Genomic DNA, 14,669 nt, shown 5'->3' on the forward strand with positions numbered 1-14,669 from the left:
TTACAAACAGGGGAGTAAATTACGGCATAATACATTTAACTTTCGTGTTGTAGGCTTTGGCTAAGCAGACCTAGTTTTATTCACCAAACATGATTTTGCTGAGCCAATTTTGCTAAAAACACCCACTATTACAAGCAGGCAGCTGATACGCCTGCGTTTTAACCGCTATTTTTGGAAAATTGGAGAACACAATGTACAAGCAATTACTAACCGCAGGCCTAGCCTCAGCAATGTTGATGACAGGATGTACCACCGACCCTGCAACAGGGCAACAAACCATGAACAAAACCGCAACGGGTGGTTTGTTGGGTGCAGCAGCTGGCGCGACAATCTCAAAAGCCACAGGCGGCGATAAAACAGGGCGTGATGCGGCGATTGGCGCGGCATTGGGCACAGGTATTGGCTACTACATGGAGCAGCAAGAAGCCAAATTGCGCCAGCAAACCGCAGGTACAGGTATCACCGTAACCCGTGACCCCAATACCAACAACATCAACATGGTGATGCCAGAAGCCATCACCTTCAATAAAGCGCAATCGAACATCATGCCACAGTTTTATAATACACTTGATAAAGTGGCAAGCACGTTGGCAGAATACAACCGCACCACAGTGACCGTAAAAGGTCATGCCTCATCAGAAGGCAACCCAAGCTTTAACCAACAACTGTCGCAAAACCGCGCCAACGCAGTGGCACAATACCTTGCCCAACGCGGTGTTGCCAGCAACCGTATTCAAGCCATCGGTTATGGCATCAGCCAACCCATCGCGGATAACTCAACCGAAGCAGGCCGTATGCAAAACCGCCGCGTAGAAATCACCATCAACGCGCCGCAAAACTAACCGCATCCCCTTGACGGTTCATAAACAGACAAAAACAACGTTATAAAATGCCTCAACCTAGCGTTGGGGTTTTTTCTAGCGTAGAGATTTTTTGTTGCGGTGTGTGGGCGTTGGCGTTCGACCATGCAGGCGTGGCTGCCAGCCCAAACGTTGCAATGCTTGCCTATCGAGTGCCACTTGGCGCAGTTCACCAACGGCCAAACCATCAAGATAAAACCCACTGGACGCGACGCGCACCAAGCGCAGACATGGCAAGCCGACGTGGGCGGTCATACGGCGCACTTGACGGTTTTTGCCCTCAACAATCGTGATAGCCAGCCAACTGGTGACGCGCCGATAAGCGATTTGCGGCGGTGCTTGCCACAGCGTGGTGGCAACATGGGTTGGGTCAAGGCGTTCAACACGCGCAGGCAAGGTCATACCGTCTTTAAGTAGCACACCCCTGCGCAATGCCGCAATTTGGGCATCAGTTGCTTTGCCATCAAGCTGCACCCAGTAGGTTTTGCCGTGCTGTTTGACCCTGCCTTTGGCTTGTAACACAGCAGGCGGCGCGGTCAGCAGCTCATTAAGCTGCCCGTCATCGGTCAGTAGTAGCAAACCCTCAGACGTTGCGTCCAAACGCCCTGCCACACGCAGGCTTTTGTCGTGGATATAATCGGCAAGCGTGGCAAAGTTATTGTTGCTATCCGCGCGAAACTGGCTTAGCACACCGTACGGTTTATTAAAGGCCAGCAGTTTGGGCAAAGGCGGTGACAGCGTGGGTGGTTTAGGCATAATAGCAAGATAACGAAAATTTAGCCCCGTGATTATGCCATTTATTTGCTAAATACTTTATAAGTTTTTATTTTTTAGAAAAATTGTCGCACCAAATCGGCTTGTGTAGAATATTGCCAATTTATTTGCCCGAATTTAGCAGTTTTATTGCATTTTAAGCGTTTTAAACGTTGTCATAATTTTATATCACATTTTTTAGTTCAATCAAGGAGTTAATCCACATGGCATACGATAAGGTCATCGTCCCACGTGACGGCGAAAAAATTACCGTCAATGCTGATTTGTCATTAAACGTACCTGACCGTCCGATTATTCCATTTATCGAAGGCGACGGCATTGGGGTGGATATCACACCTGTAATGATTAAAGTGGTCAATGCAGCGGTAGAAAAAGCCTACAATGGCAAGCGCTCAATCGAGTGGATGGAAACCTACTGCGGTGAAAAAGCTGCCAAAATTTATGATGGCGACTACTTTCCTGCCGAAACCCTAGAAGTGCTCAAAGACTATGTCATCAGCATCAAAGGCCCTTTGACCACGCCTGTGGGCGGCGGTTTTCGCTCATTAAACGTTGCGCTACGCCAAGAGCTTGATTTGTACGTGTGTGTGCGTCCTGTACGTTGGTTTAAAGGTGTGCCAAGCCCTGTGCAGCACCCAGAATTGACCAACATGGTGATCTTCCGCGAAAACTCAGAAGATATTTATGCAGGGATCGAGTGGAAAGCCAACAGCCCAGAGGCCATCAAGGTTATTAAATTCTTGCAAGAAGAAATGGGTGTCAGCAAAATCCGCTTCCCCGACAACTGCGGTATCGGTGTCAAACCTGTCTCAAAAGAGGGTACACAACGCCTTGTGCGCAAAGCAATTCAGTACGCCATTGATAACGATTTGCCCAACGTGACTTTGGTGCACAAAGGCAACATCATGAAATTCACCGAAGGCGCGTTCAAAGAGTGGGGTTATGAGTTGGCAGCAGAGCGTTTTGGCGCAGAGCTGCTAGACGGCGGCCCTTGGATGACGTTGAAGAACCCAAAAACTGGCAAAGACATCGTGATCAAAGACGTGATTGCCGATGCGTTCTTGCAACAAATCTTGATGCGTCCAGCAGACTATTCAGTCATCGCAACGTTGAACTTGAACGGTGATTACATTTCTGACGCGCTGGCAGCAGAAGTGGGTGGTATCGGTATCGCACCAGGTGCTAACATCGGTGGTTCGGTGGCGGTGTATGAAGCGACTCACGGTACCGCACCAAAATATGCTGGTCAAGACAAGGTAAACCCCGGCTCTATCATCTTGTCGGCTGAAATGATGCTGCGTGATATGGGATGGACAGAAGCAGCAGACTTGATCATCAAAGGTATCTCTGGCGCGATTGAAAACAAAACGGTCACCTATGACTTTGAACGCTTGATGCCAGATGCAGTTTTGCTAAGCTGTTCACAATTTGGTCAAGCGATTATCAAGCACATGAATGACTAATAATCGCTGATTTGAATTGATTTTTAAACAAAGCCCTCAATCATAGATTGGGGGTTTTTGCTATTTAAATACAGGCAAAAATAAGCAGTAAAAAATACGGGCAAGATGAACGACCATGTGGAATGTTGAATTTTATACCGATTTTAGTTGGCAGTATAAAGCCGTGTGGCAAACGCCTGACACGCCATTTATGCAGTTAGCGTTTTGGCAAGCCATGACCGATAGCGGCGCGATTGGCGAGCAGGCGGGTTGGTTGCCGCTGTATGCGGCGGCATCGCGGGCAGGGCAGTTGGTTGCGGTGTTGCCTATATTTATCAAAGACCATCACCAAGGCGAGTATGTGTTTGACCATGCGTGGGCAGACGCCTATCTGCGCTATGGGGCGGATTATTATCCGCGATTGGTGAGCAGTGTGCCCTATACGCCTGTGACGGGGCAGCGCGTTTGGTTGGCAGAGGGTGCGGTGTTGGATGAGGCGTTGTGGCAGGTATTGAGCCAAGCGGTTGCGCATTTGGCAGCACAGGTGGCGGCATCAAGTTGGCATGGTTTGTTTGTGCCTGCATCGACGCTTCAGGTGGCGCAAGCTGCCGAGAGCGACAGTATCGCGCGGTTGGGCTGTCAGTTTATGTGGCACAATACCGACGCTGATGGGCAGCCGTTTGCTGATTTTGCAGGGTTTTTGGCGACGCTGACGGCCAAACGCCGCAAGACGATTCGCGTTGAGCGCGACAAGGTTGCCAAACAAGGCTTGTCCTGTCGGCGTAAGTTGGGCGCGGATATCAGCGCGGCAGACTGGCAAGCGTTTTATCAATGCTATGCCATGACGTATTTGGTACGCGGTCGCCAGCCGTATTTGACGTTGGATTTTTTTCAGCAAATTGCCGAGAGCCAAGCTGCGCATTTAATGCTAGCACAAGCTTTAGATGCTTCGGGCGATATCGCGGCAAGCAGTCTGTTTTGGTATGATGCACACACGCTGTATGGGCGTTATTGGGGCAGCCTTGCTGACTATGACAGTCTGCATTTTGAGCTGTGTTATTATCAAGGTATTGAATTTGCCATCGCGCAGGGTTTGACGCGCTTTGACCCCGGTACGCAAGGTGAGCACAAGCTGATACGCGGCTTTGCGCCAACGCTGACGCACTCGTTGCACCATGTTTACGACGCGCGTTTTGCCACGCCGATTCGGCAGTTTTGTGTACAAGAGGCGCAAGCGGTGCAGGCGTATTATGCTGACGCGCTGACTGCCTTGCCATTTAACGCTGATTATCTGGCAAAACGAGGATTGGGCTAAATGTGGCAAGCAGACCCACAAGATCGGTATTGTCGGCAGCAAGCAGGTGTATTGGCAGATTGGTTGGCGGCGGATGGTTCTTTGACCGCGCGGTTAGAGGCGTTGTCGGGCAATCGGCTGTTGGTCATGCCAACGTTTGAGGGGCGGATAACGCTGGATTTGGCGGATAAACGTGCGCTGAATTTGCCATCACGGCCGCAATCGGCGTGGCTACGTGAAGCAACGTTGCTTGGGCAAGTGGGTGATGATGGCACGGCGCAAGCGTGGGTGGCGGCGCGTTCGGTGTTTCCGTTTGCCAGTTTAACCAAAGACGCGCGTAAGCTTACGCGGCTTGGTGGTACGCCCATTGGCTATGTCATGTTTGGGCGCGGCGGCGCGGTGTTGGCAGCGCGTTGGCTGACGCGGACGGCGCAAGGCTGGCAGCGCAGCAGTGTGTATGATTGGCAAGGGCGGCGTGTGCTGATTAGCGAAACATTTTTGCCAGCATTTGTTGATTTTTTGCAGCACCCATCGGGTCTGTCAAATGAGCACCCACCAAGCCCAACCCCCGTATAAAATCCGTCCAATTCGCTGATTTGCGCTAGGCGTGAATCCATGATTCATGCTACACTGTGACGCAAATTTTTTACCGCGCCTATTGTGCCGACTACCGACACAGGTGCTGCTAGCGATTGTTTTGGTTATTGTAAAAAGGGTGCTACCATGTTTAAGGCTATCACGATTCACGAGTTTGACCCCGAGCTTGCTGCGGCAATGGACGCAGAAGCCAAGCGTCAAGAAGACCACATTGAGCTGATTGCGTCAGAAAACTACTGCTCACCTGCGGTGATGGAAGCACAGGGCAGTGCGCTGACCAACAAATACGCCGAAGGCTACCCTGGTAAACGCTACTACGGCGGCTGTGAACACGTTGATGTTGTTGAGCAGTTGGCGATTGACCGGGCCAAAGCATTGTTTGGCGCAGACTATGCCAACGTGCAGCCACACGCAGGCAGCCAAGCCAACAGCGCGGTGTTTTTGGCACTGCTACAAGCAGGTGACACCGTCATGGGCATGAGTCTTGCCGATGGCGGCCACTTGACCCACGGCGCGCATGTGAATTTTTCGGGCATCAACTATCACGCGGTACAATACGGCATTGATAAAACCACAGGCCAAATTGACTACGACGAAGTGGCGCGTTTGGCACAAGAACATAAGCCCAAAATGATTATCGCAGGGTTTTCGGCATACAGCCAAGTGGTTGATTGGCAAAAATTCCGTGACATCGCCGACAGTGTGGGCGCGTATTTGATGGTTGATATGGCGCACGTGGCAGGCTTGGTGGCAGCAGGCGTCTACCCAAGCCCCGTACAAATCGCCGATGTCACCACCACCACCACCCACAAAACCTTGCGCGGCCCACGCTCTGGCTTGATTTTAGCCAAAGCCAACCCCGAGATTGAGAAAAAACTTAACTCAGCGGTGTTCCCCGGTAACCAAGGCGGCCCTTTGATGCACGCCATTGCCGCCAAGGCGGTTTGCTTTAAAGAAGCCATGTCAGATGACTTCAAAGCCTATCAACGCCAAGTGCTGGCCAATGCCAAAGCGATGGCAGAGGTCATCGCACAGCGCGGTTATGACATCGTATCTGGCGGTACTGAAAACCACCTGATGCTCATTAGCCTTATCAAGCAAGACATCACGGGTAAAGACGCGGACAAATGGCTGGGCGATGCCTACATCACCGTCAATAAAAATGCCGTGCCCAATGACCCCAAATCACCGTTTGTGACCTCAGGGATTCGGATTGGTACGCCTGCGGTGACCACGCGTGGCTTTGGTGAAGCCGAGGTGCGCGATTTGGCAAACTGGATTTGTGACGTACTTGACAGCCGCGGCGATGAAGCCACCATCAAGGCTGTGCGCGAAAAAGTCCAAGCCGTGTGTGCCAAATTCCCTGTCTATGAATATGCCAGCGGCTTAAACTAATCTGTTTTGGGTGATATTTGATAAAAAACCACTGTCAATGGACCGTGGTTTTTTTTGTGCCTGCCTAGCCATGCGCCTATCTACAAGGCTTGTGCGCAAACAACCGCCCAATCTGGCAGTTTGGTGCATGGCGGTTTTTGGTTTAAGCTTTGGTGTTGTACTGTTCGTCAAGCTCGCCCAGTAGTTTGACGGTTTTGTTAAGACCATGCATGAGCTGCCCAAGCAGCACCTGTTGTTTGGTGAGCAAAATCACAATCATGGGCTGATGGGCGTTGGGTACAGCGCTGATCATGATTTTGCCGTTTTCGGCATCCAAAATCACCGAGCGACAGCCGATTAGGTGTGCTTCGGTGACCAAGGCTTGCACCAGTGCCAAAATTGAGCTACCGACAGCAGATAATTTACCACCGTCATAGTTTTGTTGGAACAGTGAAATTACCTCAAAGCCGTCGGTAGATGCCAACAACACGCCGTCTAAACCATTGGTGCTGACCAACAAATCTTGTAACGCATCTTTGGCCAAAGACAAAAAACGCTCGTTGGGTTTGACGCGGTTTTCCATATTAAAAATATTATCGCTCATACGCTAGTTTCCATCAATTTTTAAAATTCAAATAACACGATTGCGACTTGGCAAGTCTATGCCATTTCAGATAACTCAAGCGATGCAATGATGGTGTCAACCAACAACAAGACATCTTCACGCTTACGCATATCGACAGGGAAAATAGGTAGATTTTTTTGGTGCTCTGCCAACCAGTCCCGATAAATGGCAAAATCGCGCTCGGGGGCTTTATCAACTTGGCTGACACCCACCACAATGCGTCCGTTATAGATTTTGCTAAATGTGTCAAGGTAGTTTGCCAAATCCGCGATTGGGTCAGCAGCAGAATGATCAATCAATAAAATCACACCCAACGCGCCTTGCGAGAGGATTGGCCAAATGAAGTTAAACCGCTCTTGCCCTGGTGTGCCGTACAGCCCAATGCTTGCGCCGCCATCTAGCATCAGCTCACCGTAATCCATGCCGACAGTGGTCAAGGCTTTGGTATTGGTTTGTAGGTCGGTGTTTTTGGCCTCAGTTGAGACCACAGGGATATCTGATAGGCTGGCGATGGCTTGGGTTTTGCCCGCGCCCATCGGTCCGCTAAATACGATTTTAAGGCGTTGCATGGGAGTTCCTAACAGGTAGATGACGCAGCAAGTGTATGCGCGTTGTGAACGATGTTTGCGCTATGATACCTTAATTCCCAATAAACTGATAAGGATTTGTTGCTAAACGGTGGCAAAATTAACATTGGGCGGCAAATTTTGCCCCCACCGGCGGCTATAGCCCAAGCTTGCGCCGCAAGCGCGACAAAAAGCCGCCCATATTGCCTTTGGGCAAATCCGCCTCAATGCTGCTGGTAGATGGGACAGGCGGTGCGCTTGGCGTTGGGGCAGGCTGGCTTGGCGTTGGGATGGGTGTTGATGCGGCAGGTTTTGTGATAGGGGCGACAGGTGCTAGGGGTGCGGCTAGGTTGGCACTTGGTGCGGTAGGCTCAGCATGGGCAAGGGCGTGACCTGCCAAAGCTTGGTACACGTGGTCTTGCAGCACACCTGCTGCCAACAAAGCTGCCCATGTGTGGCGTGCCGTATCGCTGTCGATATTCGCCCGTTGGGCGGCTTGGACAGGGCTTAGGGCTTGCCGCTCCCAAATCGCTTGTAACAACAGACGGTTGTGGCGGTGTGCATCCGCTTGCGGCTTGACCCAGCTGGTCAGTGTGCTGGCAGGCAAGCTATCTACCACAGGTGCTAATACATCAAAGTGCGTTAATGCCTGTTGCCAAAGCCACTGCACCATATCTTGCGCGTGGGGCTTGACGGCACTGGGCAGTGAGCCGACTGTCGTCAGCTGCCAATCGCTGTTGGCAGCAAACGCCGTATCAGTGGACGGTGTGTAGATTTTTTGGTGTTTGGGTGCTAGATAGACCAGCGTTTGCCCATCAAGGTTTTGGATGGCCCAAATTTTGTCTTGGATTTTGCTGCGGTCATGGACTTGGCAAATCAGCTGGATAAAGGCGCGGCGTTGGCTGGTATTGTGTACCGCTGTAGGCTGTGCGGTGGCTTGGGCGGCAGGGTCAGGGGCAGCAGGTGTGGTGGTTGGTGTGCTGTCAGTAGTTAGCGCACTAGATGCAGCACGATGCTTTAAAATATCATCCAGCGTGCGCGGTTGGGCAGGTTGGCTGGTAGGTGGCTGGCTTGGCTGTGTGCTGGGCGGATTGGTTGCCGCTGACATTAAGCCGCCAGCGGTTAGGTCGCTGACCGATGCAGATTGGGGGGGTGTGGGTCGGGGTATGGCTTGTGGATTGCCGCCAAGGCTTGCCATGTGTGCGTACAGCCAACCGCTGAGCTCATTGACTTCTTTGAGCGGTAACACCAAGGTATCACCGACAATACCGCCTTGCTCATTTGCTGCACGGTCGATATACAACGCGGCGGTGTCAGCTTTGCTATTGAGCAGCTTCACCACGCTATCAGCATGGCGAAATTCTTGATTGATCATAAACAAATCAATATTGGGATGATTGGCAGATACCCATTCCAAATCTGCCTCAAGGCGCAAAATCACACGCAAATAGCCTTTGAGCATGACTTGATCTGCCGAGCGAATGCCGACCAGTGCAATGCGCAATACCTTTTTGATTGATAAATCATCCGCGGCATTTATGGGCATGGTCAGGTCTCCAGTGGCAACGTTTTGGTTTAGTAAATTCTAGCAGTTTGTTTAGATATTATATGCAATCAGCAAGCCGCGGTGTCGGTACAGCGGCAAAATAGGTTAAAAAATTCGCCAAATGTCAGGCAGATTGTAGCAATTTTCTAACCAATCATCCAACCATTGCACCTGCTAAACACCGCCGTTTGTCGCTGATTTTTGTTTAAGTTTTGTCAAATCTTTGCCGCCTAGGGCGCTGATAGTTAGCCGCGGGTGCGATAGCTAGCCGTGCCTTGGCACAAAGACCAAAACACCACAAACCCCCGAGTACCAGCAAAAAACCCCAATGCTAACGGGCGCACGCTTTGGGCGGTACGGTATTGACAACAACGTTTAAATCCGCCAAGGCGAACAACGATTGCACCTGTTTTTGGGCGTTGTCTGTCGCCAGTTTCAAGATATCCGCGCGGCACGCCGATGACAACACTTGACGTTTGCCGACGGTTTGCGCCTGTGCAAACAGCTGCGGATCGGCGCTGAACATATTAAACAGCCCCGTGTTGATGTCGTACACCTCGATGTTGTCAAGATACGCCTCAAGCACCTGCGCAGGCGGTAAGGTGATGGTGACATTGCGTGTTTCAGGTTCAACGTGCACATTGGCAGGTGTCAGCTGGCTTAAGTCAATACCGGCTTGCACACGCCCATGCGCGACAAACAGGGCTTTTTGGTGGTCTTGCCACAGCGCGTACCAGTTGCCTTCTTTTTGACTGGTGATGACGGTATCAACGTTGTAGACCACGGTTTGTAAGCGGTTGAGCGTTTGGATTTTGCTAATGACACCCTCGCGGCTGATGGTCTCCACTGGAGCAGGTTGTGAATTACGCCAATACAAGGCCAAGCCACCCAGCAAAGACAAAGCGATCAGCGTCAAGAGCAATAAAGATAACCATCGCCCAAACGTTGAGGTAGGCTTTGCGGTGGGGCGTGGATCAGTGGGCGGTGTTGAAGTGGGTTGCATACAGTCTCCGTATGGCGTAAATTTTTGAAAGATACAGGCAAAATAAAATCAAGGCAAAACCCATAAAACAACAAAAAGATTAAGCAAAATTATAAATGTTAGTAAGTATCAGATACAGTAACGACAAGGCGTGTAAAGCAAAATTTAGCGATATTTTACACAACCGCAACCGATCGCCCGACTTACTCACACACAAGGCAGTAAAAACTGCTACAATACGCGGCAAATCATTGCATAGTGGCATATCGCTAGGTTTGATAATTTTTTAAGCGTCCAAGCTTGAGCCACTGCCTGCAGTTTTTGATGATCAACAATCAATTTTTACTTGTTATTTGTTAAATATTCAAGGTGACCCATGCGCGCCAGCCAATTTACCTTTGCTACCCTCAAAGAAATCCCTAGCGATGCCGATATCGTATCAAGCCAGCTGATGATTCGTGCAGGCTTGATTCGCAAATTGGCATCGGGGCTGTACACATGGCTGCCGATGGGCTTGCGCACGCTCAAAAAAGTGCAAACCATCATCCGTGAAGAGATGGACGCAGCAGGCGCGCAAGAGCTATTGATGCCTGTCACCCAGCCTGCCGAGCTGTGGCAAGAATCGGGACGGTTTGGTGCGTATGGCCCAGAATTGCTGCGTTTTCAAGACCGCCACCAGCGCGATTTTGTTTTAGGCCCCACCCATGAGGAGGTCATCACGGATATCGCGCGCGCCTTGCTCAAAAGCTACAAACAGCTACCTGTGAATTATTACCAAATCCAAACCAAATTCCGCGATGAAATCCGCCCACGTTTTGGCGTGATGCGCTCGCGTGAATTTATCATGAAAGATGCGTATTCGTTTCATGTCAATCCCGATTCGTTGCAACAAACCTATGGTGTGATGTATCGCGCATATAGCAATATTTTTACGCGCTTGGGGCTGGATTTTCGCGCTGTACAAGCCGATACTGGCGCGATTGGCGGCTCTGCGTCCCACGAGTTTCAAGTGCTGGCAAGTAGCGGTGAAGATGATATCGTCTTTTCAGACACGTCGGATTTTGCCGCCAATATTGAGCTTGCCGAAGCCGTAACCGTGGATGCTTATCAACGCGCTTTGGATCGTATCGAGTTTGGCCAAGGCACGCAAAGCAAGCAAGACGTTGCCACCCCCGATATGCCGACCTGTGAGCAAGTGGCCGCCCACCTTGATATTCCGCTAAGCCAAACCGTCAAAACCTTGATTGTAGAAGGTGAGCCTACTGAGGACGGCGTGCCAACATTGGTTGCGTTGGTGCTACGCGGTGACCACACGCTAAATGAAGTTAAAGCCGAAAAATTGCCACAAGTCAAAGTACCTTTGACCATGGCAAGCGAGGCGGCAATGGCAGCAGCAGGACTACACAAAGGCTATATCGGCGTGTTTGATTTGCCCATGCCTGTCATCGTAGATCGCAGCGCGGCGGTGCTATCGGACTTTGTCAGCGGTGCCAATCGGGCAGGATTTCATGCCACAGGCGTAAACTGGCAACGCGATGCCGAGGTCAGTGCAGTGGCAGATATCCGTAACGTCGTTGAGGGCGACCCGTCACCCGATGGGCAAGGCACGTTGCGCATCCGCCGCGGTATCGAGGTTGGGCATATTTTCCAACTTGGTGACAAATACAGCCGCGCGCTGAATGTCACTGTCACTGGCGAAGACGGCAAGCCTGTTACGCCGTTGATGGGCTGTTATGGCATTGGCGTGACGCGCATTGTGGCAGCAGCGATTGAACAAAACCACGATGAGCGCGGTATTATTTGGAATATCAGCACAACAGGTGAGAGCATTGCGCCATTTGATGTGGTGATTGTGCCGATGATCAAAGGTAAATTCAAAGACGCAGTACAAGACCCTGCCATGCAGCTGAGCGAACAGCTATACGCAACCTTACAAGCGCGTGGTATGGATGTGCTACTTGATGATCGCGATGAGCGCGCAGGCGTGAAGTTTGCTGATTTGGAGTTGATTGGTATTCCGCACCGTGTGGTAATTGCTGATAAAAACATTCACGATGACCCTGCGCAGACTCTTTATGAATACGTCAATCGCCGCGACGGCGCAAAACACTTGCTCACCTTAGCGCAGCTGCTAGAAAAATTGGCTTAATTTTATTTTAAGTAAAATAATTCATGGAACATTAGCAACAATTCGCGGATTTGTTTACAGCTCTGTTATAGTCAATCGGTCAGCAACATGGCAAAATGTAATGCTAGACCGATTGACGGTTGGGCGCATCGCCCAATCGTTTTTATCCTTAAAATAAAATTTCAAACCATTTTAACCTAAATTTGGCCATAAATTGGGTGACGGATTTTTCATGCATTACAAACAACTGACCGCAAGCCTGCTGACACTGATTTTGGGCGGCAGTGTCTTGTTGCAAAGCTACCACCGCGCGATCGCCGCGCAAGACCCCCAAAGCGTCAGCGCAGGCAGCCAAGCGCCCACCAACGCGCAGCGCCAAGTCACGCGCGATATCGCCGCACGCCTAGACCGCAGCCATTATTTGGACAAGCACCTCACCACCGCCACAGGCAAAGAGATTTTGACCAATTATTATGAGGCGCTAGACCCCAATCACAGCTTGTTTTTGCAAAGCGATATTGATGAATTCAACCGCAAATACGCCAATCAATTTGCCGATATGCTCAAGCGTGGCGACTTAAACGCCGCCTTTGACATCTACAACCGCTATCTAGAACGCGCCAATCAGTACTATGACTATGCGCAAAAATTTTTGCAAACGCCCGTCAATCTCAAGCGCAATGACAGCGTGATCATTGACCGCGAAAAATTGCCGTACTTTGCCAATACCGACGCGCAGCGCACGTTTTGGCAACAGCAGCTGACCTATCAGCTGATTGGCATGACCATCAACCAAGAAGAAGAAAAAGCCAAAGACCAATTTTTTACCGCCAACGCTGGGCAATACGATGCCGCCGATTTGGTAAAAAACGAAACCCGCACGCCCAGCCAAATTCTTGCCAATCGCATCAAACGCCAACAAGGGCAGATGGCACGGCGCAACACCGACCAACGCGTCGAGACGTTGCTCAATGCCGCGATGGCAGCGTATGACCCCCACAGTAGCTATTTTGCGCCCACCCAAGCCACCGAAATACAAATTCAAAACAGCCTTGAGCTGGTCGGGATTGGCGTGTCCATTCAGCCTGACCGCAAAAACCCTGACTACACGCGTATCATGAGCTTAGTCGATGGCGGGCCTGCCGCGCGTTCGGGGCAGATTAAGCCCAATGACCTCATCATCGGCGTTGCCTCAGAAGGCAGCAATATGGTTGATACCGTGGGATGGTCGACCCGTGAAGTCGTCAATTTGATTCGCGGTAAAAAAGGTTCGACGGTGACCATCCGCGTCAAATCGCAAAACGCGCCTGATAGCGCGGCGCGTAACGTGAGCTTGGTGCGTGATGTCATCAAACAAGACGACACAGGCGTGACCCAGCGTGTGGTTAGTGTGACTGACAACCACGGCACACCTAAGCGCATTGGCGTGCTTGAAATTCCAAGTTTTTATCTAAACTACAAAGCCCGCCGCGCAGGCGAAAGCTATCGCAGCGTCAGCATTGATACCGAAAACGCCCTCAATGCCTTGAATGCACAAAACATCGACGGATTGGTGGTGGATTTGCGCGACAATCCCGGTGGATCGCTTGATGAAGTCTCCAAAATGATTGGTATGTTTGTCAAATCAGGGCCGACCGTGCAGATTCGCGACAATCGCGGCAATGTGCAGGTGTATGAAGACCAAGACGGCGGCAGCCAAGTGTATGCCGGCCCCATGGTGGTGCTGATTAATGGCGGATCAGCATCGGCAAGCGAGATTTTTGCCGCAGCGATGCAGGACTACGGGCGCGCGTTGGTGGTTGGTAGCACCACCACAGGCAAAGGCTCAGCGCAAATTCAGCTGGACAACTTGCCGCTTGGCTCAGCAACCTTGACCCAGCGCAAGTTTTACCGTATCACAGGCGGTAGCACGCAAAACAAAGGCGTAGTGCCTGATGTGTCACTGGTCAATATCTATGACGGGTTGGATTTTGGCGAGCGTTATATGAAAAATCCGCTACAGTGGGATACCATCCGCGCTGTGCCGTTCATGCCTGCAGGCAACTACAGCACCGATACCGTACAATCACTGGTGCAAGCGTCCAAACAGCGGCAAGCGCGTGACCCGCAGTTTGTTTATTTAGAAAAACTCAACGCCATTCGTAACGAAGAAGACGACAAAAAACCCGTCAAGCTTGATATTGACGATCGCCGCGCCTATCGCTTGCGCCTTGAACAAGAAACATTGGCCGCAGAAAACCAACGCCGCCTAGCCACGGGGCAAACGCCATACCGTGATTGGGCTGCCTACCAAGCCGCGCAAGATGCCGAGCTAGAAGCGCGTAGCCGTATGAAACAAGCCGAGCGTCCCAAACTGCCCGAAAGTGAAGCGTTTATCCAAGAAGCGGCACGCGTCATGCTAGATGGCTTGCAGCCGCCCAAAGCCAGCCGCTAGCCACGTGTAAGCCATAGCGTACAAACATTGACGCTGTGGCGGCTACC

General features: G+C 51.1%; 12 protein-coding genes. 7 read left to right on the forward strand and 5 right to left on the reverse strand.

Annotated elements, in window-relative coordinates:
* Positions 1 to 191: 191 nt before the first annotated feature.
* Positions 192 to 842: a YiaD family glycine zipper/OmpA-like lipoprotein gene (locus AC5L4R_RS02860; RefSeq protein ID WP_494472482.1), complete on the forward strand. Its 651-nt coding sequence runs from the start codon at positions 192 to 194 to the stop codon at positions 840 to 842.
* Positions 843 to 917: 75 nt separating this feature from the next.
* On the opposite strand, the gene AC5L4R_RS02865 is transcribed toward AC5L4R_RS02860, so the two are convergent.
* Positions 918 to 1,616 (reverse strand): pseudouridine synthase, encoded by a 699-nt coding sequence (locus AC5L4R_RS02865; RefSeq protein WP_494472483.1) that lies wholly within the window; start codon positions 1,614 to 1,616, stop codon positions 918 to 920.
* A 221-nt stretch (positions 1,617 to 1,837) separates the two neighbouring features.
* Between AC5L4R_RS02865 and icd the strand changes: the two genes are divergently transcribed.
* The 4 genes from icd (at position 1,838) to glyA (ending at position 6,362) form a co-directional block, all read left to right on the forward strand.
* Complete coding sequence (icd, locus tag AC5L4R_RS02870; RefSeq protein ID WP_494472484.1) at positions 1,838 to 3,097, forward strand: NADP-dependent isocitrate dehydrogenase; 1,260 nt, start codon at positions 1,838 to 1,840, stop codon at positions 3,095 to 3,097.
* 115 nt (positions 3,098 to 3,212) lie between these two features.
* On the forward strand, positions 3,213 to 4,391 hold the full coding sequence (locus AC5L4R_RS02875; RefSeq protein WP_494472485.1) for a GNAT family N-acetyltransferase: 1,179 nt from the start codon (positions 3,213 to 3,215) through the stop codon (positions 4,389 to 4,391).
* Entirely contained in the window at positions 4,392 to 4,946 is a 555-nt protein-coding gene (locus AC5L4R_RS02880) for a chorismate--pyruvate lyase family protein (RefSeq protein ID WP_494472486.1), read from the forward strand. It begins immediately after the preceding gene.
* Between the two features lie 147 nt (positions 4,947 to 5,093).
* Positions 5,094 to 6,362 carry a serine hydroxymethyltransferase gene (gene glyA, locus AC5L4R_RS02885; RefSeq protein WP_494472487.1) on the forward strand — a complete coding sequence of 423 codons (1,269 nt, stop codon included), beginning with the start codon at positions 5,094 to 5,096 and terminating at the stop codon, positions 6,360 to 6,362.
* A gap of 142 nt (positions 6,363 to 6,504) precedes the next feature.
* On the opposite strand, the gene AC5L4R_RS02890 is transcribed toward glyA, so the two are convergent.
* The 4 genes from AC5L4R_RS02890 to AC5L4R_RS02905 form a co-directional block, all read right to left on the reverse strand.
* A complete protein-coding gene (locus tag AC5L4R_RS02890) occupies positions 6,505 to 6,945 on the reverse strand; it encodes a roadblock/LC7 domain-containing protein (RefSeq protein ID WP_494472488.1) in 441 nt (146 codons plus the stop codon).
* Positions 6,946 to 7,001: 56 nt separating this feature from the next.
* Complete coding sequence (locus AC5L4R_RS02895; RefSeq protein ID WP_494472489.1) at positions 7,002 to 7,535, reverse strand: GTP-binding protein; 534 nt, start codon at positions 7,533 to 7,535, stop codon at positions 7,002 to 7,004.
* A 154-nt stretch (positions 7,536 to 7,689) separates the two neighbouring features.
* Entirely contained in the window at positions 7,690 to 9,078 is a 1,389-nt protein-coding gene (locus AC5L4R_RS02900; RefSeq protein ID WP_494472490.1) for a hypothetical protein, read from the reverse strand.
* A 331-nt stretch (positions 9,079 to 9,409) separates the two neighbouring features.
* Complete coding sequence (locus tag AC5L4R_RS02905) at positions 9,410 to 10,081, reverse strand: DUF4230 domain-containing protein (RefSeq protein ID WP_494472491.1); 672 nt, start codon at positions 10,079 to 10,081, stop codon at positions 9,410 to 9,412.
* A gap of 355 nt (positions 10,082 to 10,436) precedes the next feature.
* Between AC5L4R_RS02905 and AC5L4R_RS02910 the strand changes: the two genes are divergently transcribed.
* Both AC5L4R_RS02910 and AC5L4R_RS02915 read left to right on the forward strand, forming a co-directional pair.
* Positions 10,437 to 12,209: a proline--tRNA ligase gene (locus AC5L4R_RS02910; protein WP_494472492.1), complete on the forward strand. Its 1,773-nt coding sequence runs from the start codon at positions 10,437 to 10,439 to the stop codon at positions 12,207 to 12,209.
* A gap of 211 nt (positions 12,210 to 12,420) precedes the next feature.
* Positions 12,421 to 14,622 carry a carboxy terminal-processing peptidase gene (locus tag AC5L4R_RS02915; protein ID WP_494472493.1) on the forward strand — a complete coding sequence of 734 codons (2,202 nt, stop codon included), beginning with the start codon at positions 12,421 to 12,423 and terminating at the stop codon, positions 14,620 to 14,622.
* Positions 14,623 to 14,669 lie beyond the last annotated feature (47 nt).

It is taken from the genome of Faucicola sp. SE7633, assembly GCF_059264685.1.

What these genes read in the sequence shown, in the direction of transcription:
- AC5L4R_RS02895 (WP_494472489.1), bottom strand. Translation starts at nt 7,535, where the DNA reads ATGCAACGCCTTAAAATCGTATTTAGCGGACCGATGGGCGCGGGCAAA.
- AC5L4R_RS02880 (WP_494472486.1), top strand. Translation starts at nt 4,392, where the DNA reads ATGTGGCAAGCAGACCCACAAGATCGGTATTGTCGGCAGCAAGCAGGT.
- AC5L4R_RS02910 (WP_494472492.1), top strand. Translation starts at nt 10,437, where the DNA reads ATGCGCGCCAGCCAATTTACCTTTGCTACCCTCAAAGAAATCCCTAGC.
- AC5L4R_RS02900 (WP_494472490.1), bottom strand. Translation starts at nt 9,078, where the DNA reads ATGCCCATAAATGCCGCGGATGATTTATCAATCAAAAAGGTATTGCGC.
- icd (WP_494472484.1), top strand. Translation starts at nt 1,838, where the DNA reads ATGGCATACGATAAGGTCATCGTCCCACGTGACGGCGAAAAAATTACC.
- AC5L4R_RS02890 (WP_494472488.1), bottom strand. Translation starts at nt 6,945, where the DNA reads ATGAGCGATAATATTTTTAATATGGAAAACCGCGTCAAACCCAACGAG.
- AC5L4R_RS02860 (WP_494472482.1), top strand. Translation starts at nt 192, where the DNA reads ATGTACAAGCAATTACTAACCGCAGGCCTAGCCTCAGCAATGTTGATG.
- glyA (WP_494472487.1), top strand. Translation starts at nt 5,094, where the DNA reads ATGTTTAAGGCTATCACGATTCACGAGTTTGACCCCGAGCTTGCTGCG.
- AC5L4R_RS02865 (WP_494472483.1), bottom strand. Translation starts at nt 1,616, where the DNA reads ATGCCTAAACCACCCACGCTGTCACCGCCTTTGCCCAAACTGCTGGCC.
- AC5L4R_RS02875 (WP_494472485.1), top strand. Translation starts at nt 3,213, where the DNA reads ATGTGGAATGTTGAATTTTATACCGATTTTAGTTGGCAGTATAAAGCC.
- AC5L4R_RS02915 (WP_494472493.1), top strand. Translation starts at nt 12,421, where the DNA reads ATGCATTACAAACAACTGACCGCAAGCCTGCTGACACTGATTTTGGGC.
- AC5L4R_RS02905 (WP_494472491.1), bottom strand. Translation starts at nt 10,081, where the DNA reads ATGCAACCCACTTCAACACCGCCCACTGATCCACGCCCCACCGCAAAG.